Source organism: Tessaracoccus sp. MC1679 (genome assembly GCF_014164775.1).
Lineage (GTDB): Bacteria > Actinomycetota > Actinomycetes > Propionibacteriales > Propionibacteriaceae > Arachnia.
The window spans coordinates 119,142-140,585 of the sequence record NZ_JACJGB010000003.1; the positions used below are offsets into that span (position 1 = coordinate 119,142).

The window sequence follows — 21,444 nt, forward strand, 5'->3', positions numbered from 1 at the left end:
ACATCGACTCACGGCTCACCGCACCCGACCATGAGATTCGCACGAAGGTGGTAGTCACGACCCTTCGAGACGGCACCCGCGCCTTCGGCGGCGCGCCTCCTCAGGGAGCGGGAGCCGACCGGCCACATCGCTTCGCGGGGGCCCTCCTCAGGGAGCGGGAGTCGACCTGCCACGCCGCTCCGCGGGCGGCCCTCCTCAGGGAGCGAAAGGGGACAGGCCCCGCCGCTCCTTAAGCGGAGCTGCTCAGGGGAAGTCGTTGCGGGCTCGGATGATGAGGTCCACCATGTGTGAGCCGCCGCTCGCACCATTGGTGGTGGCGTTCTGCCAACTCTGGTCGGCCACCACTCGGGGCCACGGCTCACCCTCCCACCACCCGAACATGGGCCCGCCGGACTGGCCCGGGATCACGTCGGCCTGGTGCATGATGGCCTGCGCCGTCTCCGGCTGGGAGTCGTGCCCGTCGAGGCTGAAGTCCCCGACGAAGCATGGGCGGCTGCCGCCGGCGATGTCTTGCGGGTAGCCGATGTGGCTCCAGTAGTTGCCGCCGTCCCACGAGTCCGAGTAGGTGCGCGAGCCCATCCACCCGGTCAGGTCACCCATCCGCCGGTCGAGCACCACCACCACGTAGTCGTGCCGTTCCTCCGTGCCCTCGATGGTGGGCCCGAACACCTGCTCCTGCCAGTAGATGTGGATCCCCCATGCCGTGCCGAACGGGGTGCTGCCGTCGAAGTAGCTGGGCATGAACTTGATCCAGCCCGCCACGTGCGGGTCCGGGTTGATGATCCAGCCGATAGCGTGGCTGCAGGTCAGGAGGTGGCGGGGGCCCACCATCGCCCCCGACGCCCAGCCGCCGTTGGACGTCTCCACCCTGCCGGCGGTGCACCACGGGAAGCCGGTGTCGCTGAAGTCGTAGCGGTCGTCGGTACCGAAGACGGTAGTGGCCCACTTCGCGTCCGGGTCATCGAGGCTGGGGATGCGGCCCTTGAGTCGACGGCGCAGCCTTCGGTCCAGCTTCTCCGGCTTCACCCGGAGATCCAGGTGGTCAGGCAGGAAACCGACCACCGCGTCGGAGTGCTCCTCCTCCGTGAACAACCGTCGTCGAGAGGAGAGTTTGGTGCTGTCCACGCCGGGTCCGAACGAGTGGACGCCGATGGCCTTGCGAGGGATGGTCAGGTCCACACGGAAGGTCTTGTCGTCGCTGAGCGCAACCACAGGCTCGACCACCTCGACGTGGCGCACCTCCGGGATGGGTTCGCGGCCGGTGAGGAACAGGGTCTCGGTCACGCCCTCATCGGGCGGTGATGTGAGGGCCTCGCGGGCCTGGACGGCGCGTTCGAGGCGCTCATAGCGGATCGGTTCGGAGCTCATGGTCATCTCCCTCGTCTGGGACCGCCGTGCCAGCGGTCACACCCGTGAAGAGGCGCGCAACAGCCGTCCTGATACGCGAGCTATCCCATCCAGCGCTCGCCGGCTGGCGCCGCTGTCAGGCTCCCCCCGGAGATCGTTGCCAGCACCGCCGCGAAGTCGGACTCGCCGCCGGCCTCCACCGCGACCGTGATGTGTGCGCGGTCGGTCCACTCCACCCCGTCGACCACCACGGTCAGGCCGGACGGCAGGATCAGCCCCCGTAGCTGGTTCTCGTAGGCGCCGGCCTCGGCGTAGTCCACGTCGACCCTGAGCAGGCGGCTCAGCCGCACCTCGCGGATGCCCACCGCCTCCACGGCCGCGGCGACGGCGTCGGAGTACGCCCGCACAAGTCCTCCGGCGCCCAGCTTGATGCCGCCGAAGTAGCGGGTCACCACCGCGACAACGTCGGTCAGCGCGTTCTTCTGCAGCACCTGCAGCATCGGCAGCCCGGCGGTGCCGGCGGGCTCGCCGTCGTCAGAGCTGCGGGCGGTGCGCCCATCCACCCCCAGAACGAACGCGGAACAGTGGTGGCGGGCGTCAAAATGTGCCGATCGCCGTTCCTCGACGACGGCGCGGGCGGCGTTTTCAGTGGACACCCTGCGGAGCCGGGTGAGGAACCGCGACCGCCTGATCTCGAGTTCGACGTCGACGCCACCGCCCTGCGAGACGTCGATGGTGCGGAACGAGGTCTCAGACACCCAGCTCGCGCCGCAGCTTGGCCACGTGGCCCGTGGCCTTCACGTTGTACTGCGCCACGCGCACGATGCCCTCGCCGGCGTCGTCGACGTCGATGACGAAGGTGGAGCGGAGCACGCCCTCGATCTCCTTGCCGTACAACTTGCGAGGGCCGTAGGCGCCGTACAGGTTGTGCACCGCCTTGCCCGGATCCGCAAGGAGGGTGAAGCCCACTTCAGAGGTCTGCTTGAACTTGGCTAGGCGTTCCACCGGGTCCGGCGAGCAGCCGAGCACCGTGTAGCCGGCTTCGGTGAACTCCTCCAGCGACTCGGAGAAGTCCACGGCCTGCGTGGTGCATCCGGGCGTCATCGCCGCGGGGTAGAAGTAGAGGATCACAGTGCCGCCGGCGTGATCTGCCAGGGAGACGCTCGCGCCGTCCTGATCAGGGAGGGTGAAGGCGGGGGCGGCGGAGCCGGTGGTCAGGCGTGCGGTCATGCGCCACATTCTAGGGCCCCCAACCACGGGCTGGTTTCGTTGAATAGGCTGGGGGCAGTCAGTTGAGGAGAACCGCATGTCTAATGGCTCACGATCCGTCGATGAGATCCGCGCAGACCTGGCCGCGGCGCGCGCGAAGCTCGCTCAGGCCACGTCGGATGCGGTGGAGTCCGTCAAGCCGCAGAACATCGCCCGGGCTGGGGTGGACCAGGCCAAGCAGTTCGCCAAGGCCGAGTTCGACGCTGTGGCCGCCCAGGTTCGCGACGATGAGGGCGGCTGGCGCACCGACCGACTGATCGCCATCGGTGGGGCGGTGCTCGGGCTGGTGGTGTTCGTGGTGACCATCAACACCATCGCCAACCGTCGCACCTCCCTTGAGGCGCGCACCCGGCGGGCCCTCACCCGCTGATCACGCAGCCGGCAGTAGCTCGGCGATCAGCTCCTCCACGCGACGGCGGATGTCGTCGCGGATGGGGCGCACGGACTCCACGCCCTTCCCGGCAGGGTCCTCCAGGACCCAGTCCTCATAGCGCTTGCCCGGGTAGAAGGGGCAGGTGTCGCCGCAGCCCATGGTGACCACCACGTCGGAGACCTGCACGGCCTCCGTGGTGAGGATCTTGGGGCTCTCGGCCGAGATGTCGATCCCCTCCTCGGCCATCGCCTCGACGGCGGCCGGGTTGATGCTGTCGGCGGGGGCCGAGCCGGCTGAGAGGACGTCGATCCTTCCCTGGCCGAGGTGGCGCAGATAGCCGGCGGCCATCTGGGAGCGGCCGGCGTTGTGGATGCAGACGAAGAGGACACTGGGCTTGTCGGTCATGGGGTCAGGGGCCTTTCAGGTGGTGGGGATGCCGAGCTCGACGAGCAGGCCTTGAAGCTTGGCGGAGATCTGGTCGCGGATGGGGCGGACGTCGTCGGGTGACTGGCCCGCCGGGTCCGGGAGCTCCCAGTCCAGGTAGCGCTTCCCGGGGTAGATGGGGCACGAATCGCCGCAGCCCATGGTGACGACGACGTCGGCGGCGCGCACCACGTCGTCGGTGAGGGGCTTCGGGAACGCCTGACCAAGCTCGAGGCCGATCTCGGCGAGGGACTCGATCACGGCTGGGTTGATCTCGGAGGCAGGCAGCGAGCCGGCGGAGCGCACGTGCACCCGGCCGGGGGCCATCGCGGTGAGGAGCGCGGCGGCCATCTGGGAGCGGCCCGCGTTGTGGGTGCAGACGAACAGCACCTCGGGGACCGTCTTGGCGATGTGGCCCTGCGACTGCGCCAGAGCAGTCAGCCGCTCCTGGGCGAAGCGGACGGCCAGCACCGGCACGAAGGTCTTGATCCGTGCCGTGCGGTACAGCGTCTGGAAGGACTCGTGGACGTAGCGGTCCACGGTCTCGCGGGCGAAGGTGCCGGTGAAGCGGTAGGTGAGCTCGTCGACGCCGCGGGCCAGGACATGCTCGACGGTTCCTGCCGAGGGCAGCTCGAGGTGAGCGGATTCGTGGACCTCGGGCGCCGGCCCCTTGCTGAAGGAGCCCAGCGCCTGGGCGACCTCATCCAGCTTGGTGGGCACCACGCGGTAGAAGACCCACGTGCCCTCCTTGCGGCGGGTGAGGAGCCCGGCCTCGAACAGCACCTTGAGGTGGTGGGAGACGGTGGGCTGGGCCAGGTCGATTGAGCCGGTGAAGTCGCAGACGCAGGCCTCGCCGCGCGGGTCGGCGGCGATCATGGCCACCATGCGCAGGCGTGCGGGGTCTGACAGTGCCTTGAGGGCGGTGGTGAGCTCGGAGGCGCGCTCCGGGCTGAGCGGATCAGGTAGGTCTAACTGCTCACAAATTGACATAGATAAATAGTGACATGCGTCGATACAAGGTGCAATGTGCTGGGTCCGCGAGGCGATGGGCGCACAGGAGTGGCTACCTGATGTCGCTCGCGATTCGATGATGAGTCCGGCGCTGACCAGATCGAAGAGGGGCCCCGTGGGGCACGAACGCCACGTGGCCCCCACCCCGAAGGGCGAGGGCCACGTGGCTACGACGTTGGTACACCGCCAGGGACTTGAACCCTGAACCCGCTGATTAAGAGTCAGCTGCTCTGCCAGTTGAGCTAGCGGTGCGCGCGAGGACCAACTGTAGACGCTACCTTCCGGCGAAGTCCAATCGATCGGGCCGGCTCTGACCGGGTGACGGTCAGGGTGCCGCTTGGATGAGCTCCAGGAGCGCCGGCTCCAGGTTGCGTCCGTTCTTCGACACGTCCGTCACCTGAACGTCCACCGCCCCCTGCCACTCGATGGCCAACGAGTCGGCCAGAATGCCGCGGGCGGAGGTCAGCCTGAGATCGGGGTGGGCCCGGTAGTCGATGCTGATCGCGGTGCTTTGATCGTCGGGTTCCCGGATGATGCGGAGAAACCGGTCCGTCAACACGATGGCCGCCGGCTCGAGCGTCAGCGACTTGTCCACCGGCACCTGGCCGACGCACACCAGGATCGCGGTCTCCCCGCCGTCGAGGAAGTAAGGCAGCGTTCCCAGGAGTTCGCGGTTTATCGTCACTTCGCCCTCGGTCAGCCCGACGGCGGCCTGCTGTACCCCATGGCTTCCGGGTAGCGCGGCAGCTGGCGCGTCCACGTCCACCGCCTGATCCTCGTTGCCCGGCCCCCAGTTGCCCATGTGAACTCCTTCGCCCGCAGGTTCGCTCATGGTAGCGCCGCATAAATCGGGAGGCGGGACGTTGTTTGCCACTCAGAGGAAGTGGGTACGTCCCCTCCAGGGGCAACGCTCCGACCAGAGAGAACCACGGGAGGATGACCATGGATCTGTACGCAGTGGACAAGTCAGCTCGAGAGCTCGCAGGGGAGAAGGGCGGGTTCCCCGCCCAGGAGCAGCAACCCCCGGGCCTGACCCCACCGATGGACCCGTACCCCGATCACGGCGAGGAGTCGTGGGTGGGCCGCGACCGCCTTGCCGGCCTCAAGGCGCTCATCACCGGAGGAGACTCGGGCATCGGGCGTGCCGTGGCCATCGCCTACGCCCGTGAAGGCGCCGACGTCGCCATCAATTACCTCGCCGAGGAGCAGTCCGATGCCGACGAGACCCGGACGTGGGTGGAGAAGGCGGGCCGGACCTGCGTGCTGCTGCCTGGGGACCTGACCGACGAGGCTGTCTCCCGCGGAATCGTCGACGACGCGGCCTCCGCGCTCGGCGGCCTGGACATCGTCGTCAACAACGCAGGCTTCCAGTGGGCCCGCCGCGGGAACGGGCTGGCCGATGTGACCACCGACGAGATGGACCGCGTGTTCAGGACCAACCTGTATGCCCTGTTCTGGGTGACCCAACAGGCACTCGAGTACCTGGGCAGGGGGTCCAGCATCATCAATGTGAGCTCCATCCAGGCCTACGATCCGTCGGAACCGCTGATCGACTACGCGGCCACGAAGGCTGCGATCAACAACTTCAGCGTCAACCTGGCCGCCGACCTCGGCGCGAAGGGCATCCGGGTCAACGCGGTGGCGCCCGGGCCCATCTGGACTCCGCTGCAGCCGGCCACGAAGCCGGGGGAGGGCATGCCCACGTTTGGCGGAAACACCCCGCTGGGCCGCGCGGGCCAGCCGTCGGAACTCGCCGGCGCCTTCGTGTTCCTCGCCAGCCCGGCCGAGGCGTCCTACGTCAGCGGCACCGTGATCGGGGTCACCGGCGGGCGTCCGGTCTTCTGACCGCATCAAGCCCCGCCCGGTGGGTGGGGGTACCGAACACCGCTTCCCCAGCCGATCTCCCAGCCTGCTGAGTCGTCGAAGTAGTCAGCGGAGGCGAGGGGCAGCCGTCCGGCCTCCTCAACGCGGCTCAGCAGCCCGGCGAACCACTCGACGTAGGCGGGATCGTCGTGCGTGGCGCTGAGCCCCGGCCACTGGCCGAGGATGAGCTCGGCCACCTCCTCGGGGCCGGCGGCGAGGGTGACCTCCCCGCCGGCGAATCCCGTCAGGTCGCCGGTGGTGTAGCGGAGCACCTCGCGTGGCGGGCGATCCGCACCGGGATCCGTCGCGGTGAGGGTGGCCCGCCAATGCATGCCCGAGGGGCTGATGCTCGGCCAGACCCGGATGCGGTGGTAGCCGCGCTCGTGCAGCGCGCGCACCCCCCGGAGGATGCGCAGCGGCGTCCCCGCCGCGAGCGCCTGCCGGACCTCCTCCAGCGTGCTCTGGGCGGGCGTCACGATCCTCACCTCGTCGACCCGGGTCGACGCCGACGCGATGCTCTCGACGGCCGCGGCCACGGCGTCGCTCAGCGGCCAGCCGTACACGCCGGCGCTGATCAGCGGGAACGCCACGCTGCGGGCCCCGAGCTCGTCGGCGACCTGCAGCGCGCGGCGATAGCAGGATTCCAGCAGGGCGCGGTCGCGTTGCCCGGCGGCATAGTTGGGGCCGACGGTGTGGATCACCCAGCGGGCCGGCAGGTCGCCGCCTGTGGTCCATCCCGCGTCTCCTGTGGCGAGCCCGGTCGGGAACCGGGCGATGCAGTCGCGGAGGATCGCGGGGCCGCCGGCTCGATGGATGGCGCCGTCGACGCCCCCGCCTCCGCGCATCCGGTTGTTGGCGGCGTTGACGATCGCGTCCACGCTCTGTTCGGTGATGTCGCCCTGCACGACAGTGATCGCGGTCATGATCCCAGTGTGGCCCGAAGCTCACTCCGTCAACCGTGGATGGCTACGATTGGAGGTGGTTTCCACCGCTCATCGGAGCAGAGATGTACGTCATCGAGACGCAGAAGCTGACCAAATCCTACGGCAGCGCCCGCGGCATCGTCGATGTCGACATGTCGGTGCTGGACGGCGAGATCTACGGCTTCATCGGACCCAACGGGGCCGGCAAGTCCACCACCATCAGAACGTTGCTCGGCCTGATCCACCCCACCAGCGGCTCCGCGACCGTGTTCGGCAAGGACATCACCCAGTTCGGGCCCGAGATCCGGCAGGAGGTCGGATACCTGCCCTCTGAAGTCTTCTACTACGACGACATGCGGGTGATCGACCTCCTGAAGTACTCGGCGAGCTTCTACGCCAAGGACCGGAAGGTCACCGAGGCGAGGATCCGGGAGCTCGCCGAGATGTTCGACCTGGACCTCAAGAAGAAGATCGACGACCTGTCCTACGGCAACAAGAAGAAGGTCGGGATCATCCAGGGGTTGGCCCACGAGCCGAAGCTGATCATCCTCGACGAGCCCACCGGCGGCCTGGATCCGCTCATCCAGCAGCAGTTCTTCCACCGGCTGAGGGAGGAGAACCAGAGGGGCGCCACCATCCTGTTCTCCTCGCACATCCTGGGGGAGGTGCAGCGGCTCTGTGACCGGGTGGCCATCATCAAGGAGGGCTCGATCATCAAGGTCGAGGAGATCAGGACGCTGCTCGAGAACCAGACCAAGCGCTTCACGGTGGAGCTGGCGGAGCCGCCGGACCCGTCGCGCTTCGGGATCGAGGGCGTGAGCGACCTCGTGGTGGCCAACCACACGGCGAGCTTCCTGTACCGCGGCCGCATCAACGAGGTGACGAGGATGCTCGCCGAGCAGGACCTCGTCGACCTCCTCGTCGAGGAACCGGACCTGGAGGAGATCTTCCTGCACTACTACCAGAGGGGGGACGAGCGGTGAACGTCTTCCTCCGAGAGCTCAGGGCCTACCGGGGGTCGACGATCACCTGGGTCATCTCCCTCTCCTCGATCCTGGTCGTGTTCATGGCCCTCTATCCCGCCTTCACCGCGGATGTCGCGGTGACCCGGCAGGTGTTCGAGCAGTTCCCCGCGGTGGTGATGGACGCCTTGAACATCTCGCTTGCGAGCTTCTTCACCATCTTCGGCTTCTTCGGATACCTGCTCAGCTTCGCGATCCTCGCCGGATCCATCCAGGCGATGAACCTCGGCACCGGGATCATCTCCAAGGAGACCTCGGGAAAGACGGCGGACTTCCTGTTGACCAAGCCCGTCACCAGGTCCCGCGTGGTCACCGCCAAGCTCGGCGCGGCTCTGGCGCTGCTCATCCTCACCAATCTCGTCTTCGCAACCGTCGCCTACGCGGTGGCGCGTGTCATGTCCGAGGAGGCCTTCTCGGCCCGGACCTTCCTCGTGATGGCGTCCACGCTCTTCCTGGTGCAACTGTTCTTCCTGGCGCTCGGGGCGCTGTTCGCCGTCACGATCCCCAGGATCAAGTCGGTTGTCGCGGTGTCCCTGCCGACGGTCTTCGCGTTCTACATCGTCGGCGTGGTGGGCGACGTCGTGGCCAACGACGAAGCCTGGTTCCTGACGCCGTTCAAGTACTTCGAGACCGAGCACATCATCGCCAACTCGAGTCTGGCGACCGCACCGCTGATCGTGCTGTCCGTCTTCGTGGTCGTCACGATCGGCCTGAGCTATCTGATCTACGTGCGCAAAGACGTGCGGGCGTCGGCGTAGGAGAAAAGGATGAACGTCTTTCTGCGTGAGTTGAAGGTGCACCGCCTGGGGCTGCTCTTCTGGTCGCTGGGGATGGTGGCCCTCGTCGGCGCCGGCATGGCGAAGTTCGCCGGCTACGAGGAGGCGGGAGAGTCCGTCGAGGCCTTGATGGCCACTCTGCCGAGGGCGGTCCTGGTGGTGTTCGGGATGACCGGCTTCGACCTGTCGACGGCGAGCGGGTTCTACGGTGTGCTGTTCCTGTACGTGGCCGTGATGGGGGCCGTACACGCCGTCCTCCTCGGCTCCACCCTCATCTCGAAGGAGGAGCGGGACAGGACCTCCGAGTTCCTGTTCGCCAAGCCCATCACCCGTGGCCGTGCGCTGACCGGCAAGCTGCTCGCCGGCCTGGTCAATGTCCTTGTCCTCAACCTCGTGACCACCGCCTCGTCGCTCTACTTCGTCGGCTTCTTCGGCGACGGGCGGTCCTCCAGCGATGAGGTGGCCGTCCTGATGGTGGGGCTGCTGTTCCTGCAGCTCATCTTCCTGGCGGTGGGCGCCCTCGTGGCGGGTGCATCGAGGCGCCCGAAGCTGGCCGCCTCAAGGTCTACCTCGGTGATGTTCCTGACCTTCCTCGTCTACTACCTGGTCAACCTCAACGAGGACCTCGCCTTCCTGAGGTTCCTGACGCCGTTCAAGTACTTCGACGCGGCCACGCTGATGGCTGACGGCGCCCTGGACCCGGTGTTCGTGGCACTGTCTGTCGGCATCATCGCGCTTGCCGTCGCCGGGACCTATCGCCTCTTCGCGGACCGCGACCTGGCCGTGTGAGCGCCGATGGCGCAGAAAACCCGCCCCGAGATGCTCGGGGCGGGTTCTGCGTGGGGTGAGTAACGGGACTTGAACCCGCGGCCCCCTGGACCACAACCAGGTGCTCTACCAGCTGAGCTATACCCACCATGTTGCCGTCAAGCCCACAGGGGCGCGACGACTGAGAAACAATAGCGCACCCCTAGTGGCCCTGCGAAATTGCCTCTCCTGCGGCCCCGGTGAGGGTCCCGCGATGGCGCTCCGCGATGGCGCGCAGCTCCGTCGGCGACGGACCTGGCGGCGGCACGAAGACCGCCTCGCGGTAGTAGCGCAGCTCCTCGATGGATTCCTGGATGTCCGCCAGAGCCCGGTGGTTGCCGGCCTTCTTCGGCGCGCCGTAGTGCACCCGCGGGTACCACCGCTTCGACAGCTCCTTGATGGTGGACACGTCCACGTTGCGGTAGTGCACCCACTGCTCCAGCTCCGGCATGTCGCGGGCGAGGAACGCGCGGTCCGTCCCGATGGTGTTGCCCGCCAGCGGAGCCTTGCGGGCGACCGGCACGTGGGTCCGGACGTAGTCCATCACCTGCTCGGTGGCCTCGGCCATGGTCACGCCCAGGGGCAGCTGATCGAGGAGGCCGGACTTGGTGTGCATGGCGCGGACGAAGTCCCCCATCTGCGCCAGGGCCGCGTTGCTGGGCTTGATGAGGATGTCCACACCCTCGCCCAGCACGTTGAGGTCGCCGTCGGTGACGAGCACGGCCACCTCGATCATCGCGTCCTCGACGACGTCCAAGCCGGTCATCTCGCAGTCGACCCACACCAGTTTCTCGCTCATGGGAGCCAAATCTAGGCCCTCGGGCCAAGCCCGTTACACTCAGGTGACCAGCCCCTGTAGCTCAGCGGATAGAGCATCTGACTTCTAATCAGCCGGTCGCAGGTTCGAGTCCTGCCTGGGGCGCCGTCGTTGGCAGAGACCAATTGGCCAACTCGATGAAGTCGAACCACCCCAGCTCCGGGCGCACTGTCACGGACAGCAGGTGCGCCGTCGCCACCCGCATCCGACCCACCGGCGCAGCGCCCGTCAGCCTGCCCCGCACCTCGTCGTCGGAGACCTCCCCTGTGGCATAGGCCAGCGTCACGTGCGGCGCGTACGGGCGGTCGGGCATCGTGCCCCCGAACGTGGCCAGGGCGGCGCGGCGCACCGCGTCGACCAGCGACTCCCACCCGGACGTGGACCCCGCGACACACTCGACGGCGACGTCGTGCACCTCCGGCGCCCCCACCTCCAGATCGAATGCCGGGACGCCGGCCAGCTCGACGGTGAGGGCGTCGCCGAGGCGCGTCAGCTCGGCCATCGACAGATCGTCGAACTGGGCCAACCGGTTGACGGTGAAGTGCAGCCACGCGCGCGGCATCACGGGGAGGTTCGGCACCCCGGCCAGCCGGGACTGCAGGTCCTCCAGGCGGTCCGCGGCCTCGTCGTCGGGCAACACGTAGACGTGGAGTGAGCCATCGGGCTGGTCCCAGGGCGTCATGGAGGCGAAGAAGCTCTGCATGGCCACACCGTAACGGCATCTCGCCGGTCCCGGAGGCGCGGCGGGTAGGCTGTCGCCATCATGACTACCGCGGAGATCGCCACCAGGCAGCGACGCCTCAACGGGCTGCCCGTGCCGGATGCCCGCCCGTGGTACCGGCGCATGCTCGCCAATCCGCTGTTCTGGATGACGCTCGTCCTCCTCCCGGCCTACGCGTACTTCGTCTACGCCCAGTACTGGATTCTGGCTCCGCCGCAGACGTTCGAGGACGGCACCCAGACCCTCGGCATCACCACGGAGGCGTTCCGCAAGGCCGCCTTCTGGGCGATGTGGACGGCGCTGGCCTACTCGGCGCTGTTCATCTGGCTGGACCGCTTCCGGGCATCATCGCCGGTTGCCTGGCTGCTGACGTTCCTGTGGGGAGCCTGCGCCTCCACCTGGGTGTCCATCCACGTCAACTCGTGGGCCGCGGAGATGATGGCCACCACAGAAGCCAACTCGGACACCGGATCACGCGCGGCGGTGTTCTCGGCGCCGTTCATCGAGGAGCTGTCCAAGGCCACGATCCTCGTGGTGCTGGTGATCTTCATGCGGCGGCGGCTGGTGTCGCGGCTGAGCATGGTGGCGCTGGCGGGCCTGTCCGCGGCGGGCTTCGCCTTCACGGAGAACATCATCTACTACGCCCGCGTGTGGATGCAGGCCACCAACGACATCACCATCGCCAACCCGGACGAGACCATGATGGAGTTGGTCATGCTGCGCGGGGTCTACACCTCGTTCGGGCATCCGCTGTTCACCCTGATGACGGCCTCGGGCCTGGTCATCGGGCTGGGCGCGCGCAGCAGGATCGTGCGCGTCCTGGCCCCGGTGGGCGGCTTCCTGCTCGCCTGCGCCGGCCACATGTTGTTCAACGGCCTCGCCTCCACCAATCCCATGGACCAGCTGCAGCGGGCCTGGTACCTCGCCCTCGCGCTCGTCGGTGTGATCATCATCTCCCTGATCGTCAGCGTCGTCGGAAACGGCCAGCTGATCCGGGCCCGGCTCACCGACTATCAGCGCGCCGGATGGCTCACCGAGCAGGATGTCGCGGTGTTCGGCGGCCCCCTCAAGCGGCTCAAGCTGCTCTGGTTCGCCCTCTTCAGAGGGCCCCGCACCTGGTGGCACACGGCCACCCTGGTGCGGCGCGTCACCGAGCTGGCCTACCTCCGCAACTCCATGACGCGCGGCGTCGTCGACGAGGCGGGGGACCTGCACGCCCGAGACCTCGTCCACGAGATCGACGCCCTCCGCGGCAAGGCCCTCACCGACACCACCGGCCTGCGCCTGATCGAGCGCCGCCGCACCCGGTCCCTGCCGCCCCCACCGCCCGACGGCGCCACCCCTGGCCCGCTGACCAGCAGCTATCCGCCACCCCAGGCGCCCGGCCCCGCCGGCGTGGGCGGGAACTGGCCCCGATGAGCGGCGCAGACAGCCTCGCCCGGGCCTTCCACCAACTCGACGACGCCCTCGGCGGCGCCCAGTTCCCGCTGCCTCTGCCAGGAGCCGAGGAGCTGCGGGCCATGACGGTTTCGCTGGGTCACCAGGTGCGCGACTACCTCCTTCCGCGCGCCTCGCGCCTCGACGCCCCGCTGCTGGCCGTCGTCGGCGGGTCCACAGGCGCAGGCAAATCCACCCTCGTCAACTCCCTGCTGCGGGCCTCCGTCACCAGGCCCGGCGTCCTGCGCCCCACCACCAAGTCCCCGGTGCTGGTGTGCAACCCGGCAGACGAGGCCTGGTTCCGCAGCGACCAGGTGCTGCCCGCGCTGGTGCGCACCGACACCCAGCTGCACGACTCGCGCGCCCTGCACATCGTCTCCTTCCCGGACCTCAAGCCGGGCCTGGCGCTGCTCGACGCGCCAGACATCGACTCGGTCGACGACGCCAACCGCACCCTGGCGCGCCAGCTCCTGCTGGCCGCGGACCTGTGGCTGTTCGTCACCTCGGCCGCCCGCTACGCCGACGCCGTGCCCTGGGACTACCTGGCCGCCGCCGCCGAGCGCAACACCGTCGTCGGCGTCATCGTCAACCGATGCCCGCCCGGCGCCGTCGGCGAGGTCTCCGGTCACCTCGCCGAGATGCTGGCCGAGCGCGGGCTGGCCTCGGCCAAGCTGTTCGCCGTCGTGGAACGCTCGCTGCCGCCGGACGGCATGCTCCCGGCCGGGGATGTGGCAGGCATCCGGCACTGGCTGGAGTCCCTCGCCGCCCAGTCCGAGGCCCGCTCCCAGGTGGCGGTACAGACACTGGCGGGGTCAGTGCGCTCCATCGACACCCAGCTGAAGGACCTCGGCGAGGGAATGGCGCGCCAGGAGGCCGCCATTGAGGAGCTCCGTGAGCAGGCCGCCCGCGCCTACCGCCAGTCCGCGGCGGACGTCAGCCAGGCCGCCGGCGACGGCACCATGCTGCGCGGCGAAATCCTCAGCCGTTGGCAGGACCTGGTGGGCACCGGCGAGTTCATGCGCACAGTCGAACAGCGCATCGGCGCTCTCCGAGACCGGATCACCGGCTGGTTCACCGGCGACGAGCGCGTCCAAGCCGTCGAGGTGGCCATCTCGGACAACCTGGCCGCCGTCGTCAAGGACGCCGGCGAGCGGGCCGCCGAGGCCACCGCCGTGGCGTGGTCGCACACCCGATGGGGCCGCGACATCATCGTCGCCGAACCCTCGCTGGCCACCGCGTCGGCAGGCTTCGACGAGGCCGCGGCCGCCGCCATCCGGGCCTGGCAGTCCGACGTGCTTCAACTCGTCGAGGAGCAGGGTCGCGGGCGGCGGATGCGGGCCCGGTTCCTGGCGCTCGGCACCAACGCCGTCGGCGCCGCGCTCATCATCTACGTGTTCACGCTCACCGGCGGCCTCACCGGCGCCGAGGTGGGCATCGCGGGCGGCGCCTCGGTCCTGGCCCAGCGCCTCCTGGAGGCCGTCTTCGGCGAGGACGCCGTCCGCAAGCTGGCCGAGCAGGCGCGGCGGGAGCTGGAGGCCCGCGTCGACGGCGCCCTGGGGCTCGAGCTCGCCCGCTACACCGAGGTGCTGGACTCGCTGGCCGTGGAAGCGGGGGCCGCGGCCGGGCTCGAGGCCGCCCGCAGCTCCCTCCGGTCGGCCGCCCGGGACGCGTTCGACGACCTGACCAAGCCCGTGGGGATGGATTGATGGCCGCCGTCGCCCAGCAGCTGGAGGTGCTGCGCGAGGCGCTGGACCTGGTGGCCGGGCGCATTCCCGAGGAGGTGGAGCGGCGAACCCTGGACGTCCTCGGGCGCGCCGGGCGCCGTCTCGCCGCCGGCGAGCAGTCCGTGGTGGCGCTGGCCGGCGCCACCGGCTCCGGGAAGTCGTCGCTGTTCAACGCGCTCACCGGCGCGCGGCTGGCCGAACAGGGCCCCCGCCGCCCCACCACCTCCACCACGCTGGCGGCCAGCTTCTCCGCCACCAACGTCGCGCTGCTGGACTTCCTCGGCGTTGAACGCCGCCACGAGGTGGCCCCGCCGGAGCCGCGGATGGCGGATCTGGTGTTGCTGGACCTCCCGGACCACGACTCCACGGCCTCGTCGCACCGCGTGGAGGTGGACCGCATGGTGGGTGTGGTGGACCAGTTCGTCTGGGTGCTCGATCCGCAGAAGTACGCCGACGCGGCGCTGCACAAGAACTACCTGCGCCCCCTTGCCCAGCACCGCGAGGTGATCACGGTGGTGCTCAACCAGGCGGACCGGCTCACCCCGGCCCAGCTCGAACTGTGCCTGGCCCACATCCGCCGGCTGCTGGTCGACGACGGCCTGGACGACGTGCCGCTGATCGCCACCAGCGCCGTCACCGGCACGGGCGTGGCCGAGCTGCGCGACCACCTGGCTCGAGTGGCGGCCGGGAAGCGGGCCGCTGCCGCCCGGCTGGCCGCGGACGTGAGTGTCGCGGCCGGGGCGCTGGACGAGGCCGTCGGCCGTGGACGGGTCGGCACCGCGGACAAGAGCACCGTCAGCCGACTCACCGCCGACCTGTCGGGTGCCGCCGGTGTTCCCATCGTCGTCGACGCCGTGCGAACCTCTGTGCGCCACCGTGGCCAGCTCCACACCGGCTGGCCCCTGGTCAAGTGGCTCGGAAGGCTCCGGCCGGACCCCCTCAAGCGACTGCGGCTCGGCGCGCCGAAGGAGAAGGCGCAGCTGGAGGGCCCGGCGCTGACGCGCAGCTCGCTGCCGGCCCGCTCAGCCGCGGCAGGCGCGCAGCAGTCCTCCGGCCTCCGGGCAGTCGCGGCCGAGCTGGGCGAGGGGATGCCGCCGGTGTGGCAGGAGGCCATTGGCCGGGCCGTGCGCAGCAACGAAGACACGTTGGCCGACGAGTTGGACCGCGCCGTCGTCGCCACAGACCTGCGGGTGTCGCGGACGCCGCTGTGGTGGCAGGTGATCCGCGTCCTGCAGTGGCTCCTCATCGGCGCCGTCGTGGTGGGTCTCGGCTGGCTCACGCTCAACGTGGTCCTCTCCTACTTCGGACTGGGGCAGCTGACCACGGTGCCCGTCGGACCCGCGGACGGCCCGCGGGTGCCGCTGCCCACGGTGCTTGCGCTGGGCGGGGTGGCTGCCGGGATCCTCTTGTCCTTCGGGTCGCAGCTGGCCATCGGCGCATCGGCCAACCGCGCCGCCCGCAGGGCGAAGAAGGCGCTGGAGGCCTCCGTCGCGACGGTGGCCCACGAGCTGGTGCTGCGGCCCGCTGAGGGTGAGGTGGCCCTCTACGCCGCCGCCCGGGCCGCGTTGGACCGTCTGCTCTGAGGCCACACCGCCGAATCGGGTCTCCTGGGGATTGCTGGCATACTGGCGTGCGGTCAATTCGAAAGGCTTTCAAGTGGCTGAGTTCATCTACACCATGCACAACGTGCGCAAAGCGGTGGGCGACAAGGTCATCCTTGACAACGTCACCCTCTCCTTCTACCCCGGCGCGAAGATCGGCATCGTCGGCCCCAACGGCGCCGGCAAGTCCACCATGCTCAAGCTGATGGCGGGCATGGACCGCCCCAACAACGGGGATGCGCAGCTGCAGAAGGGGGCCACCGTCGGCATCCTGCTCCAGGAGCCCCCGCTCACCGAGGGCAAGACGGTTCAGGAGAACGTGGAGGAGGCCGTCGCCGAGATCAAGGCGAAGATGGCCCGCTTCGAGGCGATCGGCCACGAGATGGCCGAGCCGGATGCGGACTTCGACGCCCTGCTCGTCGAGATGGGGGACCTCCAGACCTACCTCGACGCGCACGAGGCATGGGACGTCGACGCCCGCCTGGACCAGGCGATGGACGCGCTCCAGTGCCCGCCGGCGGATGCCATCGTCGACGTGCTCTCCGGCGGCGAGCGCCGCCGGGTGGCGCTGTGCAAGCTGCTCCTGCAGCAGCCGGACCTCCTGCTCCTCGACGAGCCCACCAACCACCTGGATGCCGAGTCCGTGAACTGGCTGGAGGGCCACCTCAAGGCCTACCCGGGCGCTGTCCTGGCCGTCACGCACGACCGGTACTTCCTCGATAACGTGGCGCAATGGATCTGCGAGGTGGACCGCGGCAAGCTCCACCCCTACGAGGGCAACTACTCCACCTACCTCGACACCAAGCGCCAGCGCCTCCAGATCGAGGGCAAGAAGGACGCCAAGCGCGCCAAGATCCTGGAGAAGGAACTCGAGTGGGTGCGGTCCTCGCCCAAGGCCCGCCAGGCCAAGAGCAAGGCGCGCCTGCAGCGCTACGAGGAGATGGCGGCCGAGGCCGAGCGCGATCGCAAGCTCGACACGGGAGAGATCAACATCCCGCCGGGCCCCCGCCTGGGCTCGATCGTCCTCGAGGTGAAGAAGCTGACTAAGGGCTTCGGGGACCGCGTGCTCATCAAGGACCTCTCCTTCACCCTCCCGCGCGCCGGGATCGTGGGCATCATCGGCCCCAACGGCGTCGGCAAGACCACCCTCTTCAAGACCATCACGGGCCTCGAGGAGCCGGACTCGGGCTCGGTCAAGATCGGCGAGACGGTCTCGTTCAGCTACGTGGACCAGAACCGTTCGGGTCTCAACCCGAAGGACAACGTGTGGCAGGTGGTCTCGGACGGCCTGGACTTCATCAAGGTGGCCAACTTCGAGATGCCCTCGCGCGCCTACGTCGCGTCGTTCGGGTTCAAGGGGCCGGACCAGCAGAAGCTGGCAGGCATCCTCTCCGGCGGTGAGCGCAACCGCCTGAACCTGGCACTCACCCTCAAGCAGGGCGGCAACGTGCTGCTCCTCGACGAGCCCACCAACGACCTGGACGTCGAGACCCTCTCCAGCCTCGAGGACGCACTGCTGGACTTCCCCGGCTGCGCCGTCGTGATCTCCCACGACCGTTGGTTCCTGGACCGCGTCGCCACCCACATGCTCGCCTGGGAGGGCGAGGACGAGGACGGCACGCCGCGCTGGTTCTGGTTCGAGGGCAACTTCGCCGACTACGAGGTGAACAAGCTCGAGCGCCTCGGCCCGGAGGCGGCCCGCCCGCACCGTTCGACCCACCGGCGGCTCACCCGCTGACCACCCCTGTACGACAGGCCGTCCCCTCGGGGACGGCCTTCGTCGTTCCCGGGTCTTGCAGATCGTCGACATGGTTGCTAGGTTAGTTGGTGTACTAAGTAACCAAGAAGGAGCGGGACGTGTTCGACGACGCATCACCGATCTTTCAGCAACTCGCCGACTCGCTGAGTGACGACGTGCTGCGCGGCGTCTACGCGGAGGGTGATCAGGTGCCCTCCATCAACGAGCTCGCCGTCTTCCACCGCATCAACCCCGCCACGGCCAACCGGGCCGTCTCTCTCCTCGTAGACCAGGGGGTCCTGGTCAAACGAAGGGGTGTGGGCATGTTCGTCGCCGACGGTGCACTGGACCTCATTCGCACCGCACGCCGCACAGCCTTCACCGCCCGATTCGTCGTGCCCCTCCTCGCCGAGGCGCGCACCCTCGGCATTCACCCCGACACCCTCGTCGACCTGCTGCGAAAGGAAGCCACCCCATGAGTGCAGCCATCGAGGCCCGCAGCCTCACCAAGCGCTACGGGCCGGTCACCGCTCTAGACGGTGTGACCCTCTCCATCGAACGCGACGCGATCACCGGGCTGCTCGGGCGCAACGGCGCCGGCAAGACCGTTCTGATGTCGCTGATCACCGCCCATGAGACACCCACGTCCGGCACGGTCCGGGTGCTCGGGGAGGACCCGCGGGAGAACGAACGGGTGCTCGGCCAGACCTGCTTCGTCCGCGACAACCAGCGTTACCCGGACGAGTTCCGTGTGCCCCACCTCCTGAATACGGGCGCACGCTTCTACCCGTCCTGGGACGCGGACCTCGCCGCCCGCGTCGTCGACACCTTCGAACTTCCGACGGACCGCGACATCCGCAAGCTCTCGCGCGGCCAGTTGTCCGCCGTGGGCATCCTCGTGGGGCTGGCCTCTCGGGCACCCCTGACGTTCTTCGACGAGCCGTACCTCGGCCTCGACGCCACGGCGCGCATGCTCTTCTACGACCTGCTCCTACGCGACTACATCGCCCATCCCCGCACCATCGTCGTGTCCACGCACCTCATCGACGAGATCGAGGAGCTGCTGAGCAGGGTGATCGTGCTGGACCACGGCCGGGTGCGCGAGGACGCCGAGGTCGACGAACTCAGGGGCAGGGCGCTGCGGCTGAGCGGCCGGATGGACGCCATCGAACGCGTCACCGCCAACCATGCGGTGCTGCACCGCAACTCGCTCGGGGTGCTGGGCACAGCCGTCGTCACCGCGACGACGGACCTGGCACACGAGGCCGCCGCAGCCGGCCTGACGACGGAGCCCGCTTCGCTGCACGAACTGGTCGCGGCCTACGGGCTGCACACGAAGGAGGTCTCGTCATGAAGCGCGCGCTCGACGTCTTTGCGCTGCACGTCTCCCGCCGGTCGACGACGTGGTTGATGCCGCTCTGGCTGAGCCTCGGGGTGGTCGCGGTCATGGTCGTCATCACGTTCGCGATGAGGCTGGCCGGCGTGGACACCCTCGACCCGGAGATCGCCGACGGGCTGCGCAACAGCCAGGGCATCCTCTGGACTCTCATCGGCTTCCTCATCGCGCTCGGGGTGCAGTCCTCGGTGGCGTGCTTCGCCTTTGCCCTGGCCCTGGGCACGACGCGTCGGCAGTACGTCATCGGGACCGGCCTGTACTTCCTCCTGCAGACCGCCTACCTCTCGGTCCTGCTCTCCCTGCTCCTTGCGCTGGAGAAGGCCACGAACCACTGGTTCATGGGCGCGCACACCCTCGACATCTGGGCGCTCGGGGCCGGCGACTGGGCGCACTTCCTCACCGTGGTCCCCAGTGGGGTGTTGGCCAGCCTGGCCCTCGGCGCCCTGTCCGGCGCCTCCTGGTTGAGGTTCGGCAACCGTGGACCGATGATCATCTGCGGGGCGTTCGTCGTGCTGGTCCTGGCGGGGATCCTGCTGGTCATGCCGAGACTGGAGGCGTTCCTGGGGTGGTTCTCAGTGCTGTGGGCCGGTGTGGCTCTCACGGTGCTGGCCGCCATCTCGCTGGCAGGGGCCTGGAGCTTCCTGAGCCGGGCCAGCGTCCGAAACGCCTGACCCCCCCATCGCACGAGCGGCGTTTCCCGGTCCGGGCCGGGAAACGCCGCTCGTGTTTCGGGCTGCTACTTGACGAGGAGCTCGAGCACCTCCGGCATCGACTTGGCGAACGAGCACTGGCCGGCGTCGTCGTTGGCCAGGACCGAGCAGTTGTTGTCCATGCCCTCGAAGGTGCTGACCAGCCACACCACGCGCTCGCCGGCCTGCATCACCAGGGTGTCGTTGAACACGCCGACGTCCTCACCCTCCATGACGGCCATGCCGAAGAAGTAGGCGGCGCGCGTGGGTTCCTCCTCGACGGTGGAGCCGTCGAACGGCAGCCTCGTGTCCTCGGCCGAGCTCACCCGGTCCCAGCCGGCCTCGGTCATGATCGACTCGCACTCGACGGCGGCGGTGTGGATCTGGTCGAAACCCTCGGAGGCGGCAGCCTCGTCGGCGTACCCGAGCACGATGGCGTAGGTGGGCAGCTCGCCCTCGATCCCGAACGAGCGGACCAGGGTGGTGGTGGGACTGCCCCACTCACCGCGGTCGCACAGTCCCTTGGCGGTCTCACCCATCGCCTCGCTCTCGGACAGCACCCCGACCAGCGGTGAGGAGCCGTACGGGTACATCAGAGCGGCGGTGGGCACGTTCGCCCACGTCGGCGGCACCGGCACGGCCGGCGCGGTGGGCGACGGCGCATCCGTCGGGCTCGGCGAGGGCGTCGGGTCCGGCGAGGCAGTGGGGCTGACGGTCGGGCTGACGGTCGGGCTGGGCGAGGCGGCCCAGTCGGGGTTGTCGGCCCCGCGGAGCAGGGGAGTGACGGCCCAGACGCCCACGCCGAGCGCGGCGACGGCGCCGACCGCGGCCACGGCCAAGCCCGCGCGTCGCGTGGTGCGACGGCGGTCGCCGAGACGACGGACTTCGTGAGCGGGGAGCATGGGGGCCTCCTGAGCCTGGGCCGCGAGGTCGTCGAGTTGGGGGATGTGTTCAGGCATGACGAACCTCCAGATCGGTGTTGAGCAGGCGGGCGAGTGTCTGGCGCCCGCGGGCGAGCCGGGCCTTGACGGTCCCGGTGGGGGAGCCCACCTCCTGCGCGATCTCGCTGACGCTCAGATCGCACAGGTGGTAGAGCACGATCGCCCGACGCTGGGCGTCAGGCAGTTGCTCGAGGGCGCGGTTGATGGCGACCCGGTCCGGGGTGGGCTCAAGGGTGCGCTCGGGCTCGAGTGCCCGGTCCGGCTGCCGGAACGCGCGGCGCGCCTTGCGCCAGCGGCTCACGGCCAGGCGGTAGGCGGTGGTGCGCACCCAGGCGTCCGGGCTGCGGAGCACGTCGAGTTGGCTGCGATGGTCCCACGCCCGGATGAACGCCTCCTGGACGCAGTCCTGGGCCTCGGCCAGGTTGCCGCACATCGCATAGACCTGGCCCACGAGCTTGGAATACGAGTTCGCGTAGAACCGGTCGAATTGGGCTTCGTCCACGTCCCTCCCCCTCCTTCTTGGCGTTGTGAGTGATGTGTCCTGTCTACGCCCGGGGGGAGGGTGC

22 protein-coding genes, 3 tRNA genes and 1 pseudogene are annotated in these 21,444 nt (G+C 69.0%); 13 read left to right on the top strand and 13 right to left on the bottom strand.

Going from position 1 to position 21,444, the window contains the following annotated elements; genetic code table 11:
- Positions 1-243: 243 nt before the first annotated feature.
- The 3 genes from H5398_RS05895 to H5398_RS05905 all read right to left on the bottom strand — a co-directional run bounded on the left by H5398_RS05895 (position 244) and on the right by H5398_RS05905 (position 2,577).
- Entirely contained in the window at positions 244-1,368 is a 1,125-nt protein-coding gene (locus H5398_RS05895) for a serine protease (RefSeq protein WP_182799357.1), read from the bottom strand.
- An 80-nt stretch (positions 1,369-1,448) separates the two neighbouring features.
- Positions 1,449-2,105: a YigZ family protein gene (locus H5398_RS05900; protein WP_182799358.1), complete on the bottom strand. Its 657-nt coding sequence runs from the start codon at positions 2,103-2,105 to the stop codon at positions 1,449-1,451.
- Positions 2,098-2,577 carry a peroxiredoxin gene (locus H5398_RS05905; protein WP_182783577.1) on the bottom strand — a complete coding sequence of 160 codons (480 nt, stop codon included), beginning with the start codon at positions 2,575-2,577 and terminating at the stop codon, positions 2,098-2,100. The genes H5398_RS05900 and H5398_RS05905 overlap by 8 nt, the downstream gene beginning before the upstream one ends.
- 76 nt (positions 2,578-2,653) lie before the next feature.
- Between H5398_RS05905 and H5398_RS05910 the strand changes: the two genes are divergently transcribed.
- Positions 2,654-2,986 (top strand): DUF3618 domain-containing protein, encoded by a 333-nt coding sequence (locus H5398_RS05910; RefSeq protein WP_182783579.1) that lies wholly within the window; start codon positions 2,654-2,656, stop codon positions 2,984-2,986.
- On the opposite strand, the gene H5398_RS05915 is transcribed toward H5398_RS05910, so the two are convergent.
- From H5398_RS05915 to H5398_RS05930, 4 genes are all read right to left on the bottom strand, one after another.
- Positions 2,987-3,394 (bottom strand): arsenate reductase ArsC, encoded by a 408-nt coding sequence (locus H5398_RS05915; protein ID WP_182783581.1) that lies wholly within the window; start codon positions 3,392-3,394, stop codon positions 2,987-2,989.
- 15 nt (positions 3,395-3,409) lie between these two features.
- Entirely contained in the window at positions 3,410-4,402 is a 993-nt protein-coding gene (locus H5398_RS05920) for a metalloregulator ArsR/SmtB family transcription factor (protein ID WP_182799359.1), read from the bottom strand.
- A gap of 197 nt (positions 4,403-4,599) precedes the next feature.
- Positions 4,600-4,675 (bottom strand) — tRNA-Lys (locus H5398_RS05925).
- Positions 4,676-4,748: 73 nt separating this feature from the next.
- Positions 4,749-5,225 carry a hypothetical protein gene (locus H5398_RS05930; protein ID WP_182799360.1) on the bottom strand — a complete coding sequence of 159 codons (477 nt, stop codon included), beginning with the start codon at positions 5,223-5,225 and terminating at the stop codon, positions 4,749-4,751.
- A 140-nt stretch (positions 5,226-5,365) separates the two neighbouring features.
- Between H5398_RS05930 and H5398_RS05935 the strand changes: the two genes are divergently transcribed.
- Entirely contained in the window at positions 5,366-6,268 is a 903-nt protein-coding gene (locus tag H5398_RS05935) for an SDR family oxidoreductase (RefSeq protein WP_220489177.1), read from the top strand.
- A gap of 491 nt (positions 6,269-6,759) precedes the next feature.
- Here H5398_RS05935 and H5398_RS17220 read toward each other — a convergent pair.
- A pseudogene (locus tag H5398_RS17220) lies at positions 6,760-7,209 on the bottom strand (O-acetyl-ADP-ribose deacetylase); the annotation flags it as partial.
- An 83-nt stretch (positions 7,210-7,292) separates the two neighbouring features.
- Here H5398_RS17220 and H5398_RS05945 point away from each other — a divergent pair.
- Genes H5398_RS05945 through H5398_RS05955 form a run of 3 tightly spaced genes read left to right on the top strand, consistent with a single transcriptional unit; the run spans position 7,293 to position 9,796 of the window.
- Positions 7,293-8,192, top strand: a complete 900-nt coding sequence (locus tag H5398_RS05945) for an ABC transporter ATP-binding protein (RefSeq protein ID WP_182799362.1) — start codon at positions 7,293-7,295, stop codon at positions 8,190-8,192.
- Entirely contained in the window at positions 8,189-8,989 is an 801-nt protein-coding gene (locus tag H5398_RS05950) for an ABC transporter permease subunit (protein ID WP_182799363.1), read from the top strand. Before H5398_RS05945 ends, H5398_RS05950 begins: the two co-directional genes overlap by 4 nt.
- A gap of 9 nt (positions 8,990-8,998) precedes the next feature.
- Positions 8,999-9,796, top strand: coding sequence for an ABC transporter permease subunit (locus H5398_RS05955; protein ID WP_182799364.1), 798 nt, complete (start codon positions 8,999-9,001; stop codon positions 9,794-9,796).
- A 51-nt stretch (positions 9,797-9,847) separates the two neighbouring features.
- On the opposite strand, the gene H5398_RS05960 is transcribed toward H5398_RS05955, so the two are convergent.
- A tRNA-His gene (locus H5398_RS05960) sits at positions 9,848-9,923 on the bottom strand.
- Between the two features lie 54 nt (positions 9,924-9,977).
- Positions 9,978-10,613 carry an oligoribonuclease gene (orn, locus tag H5398_RS05965; RefSeq protein ID WP_182799365.1) on the bottom strand — a complete coding sequence of 212 codons (636 nt, stop codon included), beginning with the start codon at positions 10,611-10,613 and terminating at the stop codon, positions 9,978-9,980.
- Between the two features lie 50 nt (positions 10,614-10,663).
- Here orn and H5398_RS05970 point away from each other — a divergent pair.
- A tRNA-Arg gene (locus tag H5398_RS05970) sits at positions 10,664-10,736 on the top strand.
- On the opposite strand, the gene H5398_RS05975 is transcribed toward H5398_RS05970, so the two are convergent.
- Positions 10,702-11,334 (bottom strand): 2'-5' RNA ligase family protein, encoded by a 633-nt coding sequence (locus tag H5398_RS05975; RefSeq protein WP_182799366.1) that lies wholly within the window; start codon positions 11,332-11,334, stop codon positions 10,702-10,704. The genes H5398_RS05970 and H5398_RS05975 overlap by 35 nt on opposite strands.
- Positions 11,335-11,394: 60 nt before the next feature.
- Here H5398_RS05975 and H5398_RS05980 point away from each other — a divergent pair, with 60 nt between their 5' ends.
- The 7 genes from H5398_RS05980 to H5398_RS06010 all read left to right on the top strand — a co-directional run bounded on the left by H5398_RS05980 (position 11,395) and on the right by H5398_RS06010 (position 19,919).
- Positions 11,395-12,771 carry a PrsW family intramembrane metalloprotease gene (locus tag H5398_RS05980; RefSeq protein WP_182783598.1) on the top strand — a complete coding sequence of 459 codons (1,377 nt, stop codon included), beginning with the start codon at positions 11,395-11,397 and terminating at the stop codon, positions 12,769-12,771.
- On the top strand, positions 12,768-14,495 hold the full coding sequence (locus H5398_RS05985; protein WP_182799367.1) for an ABC transporter: 1,728 nt from the start codon (positions 12,768-12,770) through the stop codon (positions 14,493-14,495). Before H5398_RS05980 ends, H5398_RS05985 begins: the two co-directional genes overlap by 4 nt.
- Positions 14,495-16,096, top strand: a complete 1,602-nt coding sequence (locus tag H5398_RS05990) for a GTPase (RefSeq protein WP_182799368.1) — start codon at positions 14,495-14,497, stop codon at positions 16,094-16,096. Before H5398_RS05985 ends, H5398_RS05990 begins: the two co-directional genes overlap by 1 nt.
- A 73-nt stretch (positions 16,097-16,169) precedes the next feature.
- Positions 16,170-17,852: an energy-dependent translational throttle protein EttA gene (gene ettA / locus H5398_RS05995; RefSeq protein ID WP_182799369.1), complete on the top strand. Its 1,683-nt coding sequence runs from the start codon at positions 16,170-16,172 to the stop codon at positions 17,850-17,852.
- Between the two features lie 119 nt (positions 17,853-17,971).
- A complete protein-coding gene (locus H5398_RS06000; RefSeq protein ID WP_182783606.1) occupies positions 17,972-18,331 on the top strand; it encodes a GntR family transcriptional regulator in 360 nt (119 codons plus the stop codon).
- The gene (locus H5398_RS06005) at positions 18,328-19,206 is read left to right on the top strand and encodes an ABC transporter ATP-binding protein (RefSeq protein WP_182799370.1); all 879 of its coding nucleotides are present in this window, start codon (positions 18,328-18,330) and stop codon (positions 19,204-19,206) included. Before H5398_RS06000 ends, H5398_RS06005 begins: the two co-directional genes overlap by 4 nt.
- Complete coding sequence (locus H5398_RS06010; RefSeq protein WP_182799371.1) at positions 19,203-19,919, top strand: hypothetical protein; 717 nt, start codon at positions 19,203-19,205, stop codon at positions 19,917-19,919. Before H5398_RS06005 ends, H5398_RS06010 begins: the two co-directional genes overlap by 4 nt.
- 65 nt (positions 19,920-19,984) lie before the next feature.
- Here H5398_RS06010 and H5398_RS06015 read toward each other — a convergent pair whose 3' ends face one another.
- On the bottom strand, positions 19,985-20,896 hold the full coding sequence (locus H5398_RS06015; RefSeq protein WP_182799372.1) for a hypothetical protein: 912 nt from the start codon (positions 20,894-20,896) through the stop codon (positions 19,985-19,987).
- The gene (locus H5398_RS06020; protein WP_182783614.1) at positions 20,889-21,380 is read right to left on the bottom strand and encodes a SigE family RNA polymerase sigma factor; all 492 of its coding nucleotides are present in this window, start codon (positions 21,378-21,380) and stop codon (positions 20,889-20,891) included. The genes H5398_RS06015 and H5398_RS06020 overlap by 8 nt, the downstream gene beginning before the upstream one ends.
- Positions 21,381-21,444 lie beyond the last annotated feature (64 nt).

Coding starts and splice junctions, on each gene's coding strand:
- H5398_RS05985 (WP_182799367.1), top strand. CDS start 12,768: ATGAGCGGCGCAGACAGCCTCGCCCGGGCCTTCCACCAACTCGACGAC.
- H5398_RS05905 (WP_182783577.1), bottom strand. CDS start 2,577: ATGACCGCACGCCTGACCACCGGCTCCGCCGCCCCCGCCTTCACCCTC.
- H5398_RS05930 (WP_182799360.1), bottom strand. CDS start 5,225: ATGGGCAACTGGGGGCCGGGCAACGAGGATCAGGCGGTGGACGTGGAC.
- H5398_RS05945 (WP_182799362.1), top strand. CDS start 7,293: ATGTACGTCATCGAGACGCAGAAGCTGACCAAATCCTACGGCAGCGCC.
- H5398_RS05935 (WP_220489177.1), top strand. CDS start 5,366: ATGGATCTGTACGCAGTGGACAAGTCAGCTCGAGAGCTCGCAGGGGAG.
- H5398_RS05915 (WP_182783581.1), bottom strand. CDS start 3,394: ATGACCGACAAGCCCAGTGTCCTCTTCGTCTGCATCCACAACGCCGGC.
- H5398_RS05975 (WP_182799366.1), bottom strand. CDS start 11,334: ATGCAGAGCTTCTTCGCCTCCATGACGCCCTGGGACCAGCCCGATGGC.
- orn (WP_182799365.1), bottom strand. CDS start 10,613: ATGAGCGAGAAACTGGTGTGGGTCGACTGCGAGATGACCGGCTTGGAC.
- H5398_RS05920 (WP_182799359.1), bottom strand. CDS start 4,402: ATGTCAATTTGTGAGCAGTTAGACCTACCTGATCCGCTCAGCCCGGAG.
- H5398_RS06010 (WP_182799371.1), top strand. CDS start 19,203: ATGAAGCGCGCGCTCGACGTCTTTGCGCTGCACGTCTCCCGCCGGTCG.
- H5398_RS05895 (WP_182799357.1), bottom strand. CDS start 1,368: ATGAGCTCCGAACCGATCCGCTATGAGCGCCTCGAACGCGCCGTCCAG.
- H5398_RS05990 (WP_182799368.1), top strand. CDS start 14,495: ATGGCCGCCGTCGCCCAGCAGCTGGAGGTGCTGCGCGAGGCGCTGGAC.
- H5398_RS05980 (WP_182783598.1), top strand. CDS start 11,395: ATGACTACCGCGGAGATCGCCACCAGGCAGCGACGCCTCAACGGGCTG.
- H5398_RS05955 (WP_182799364.1), top strand. CDS start 8,999: ATGAACGTCTTTCTGCGTGAGTTGAAGGTGCACCGCCTGGGGCTGCTC.
- H5398_RS06005 (WP_182799370.1), top strand. CDS start 18,328: ATGAGTGCAGCCATCGAGGCCCGCAGCCTCACCAAGCGCTACGGGCCG.
- H5398_RS05910 (WP_182783579.1), top strand. CDS start 2,654: ATGTCTAATGGCTCACGATCCGTCGATGAGATCCGCGCAGACCTGGCC.
- H5398_RS06015 (WP_182799372.1), bottom strand. CDS start 20,896: ATGCCTGAACACATCCCCCAACTCGACGACCTCGCGGCCCAGGCTCAG.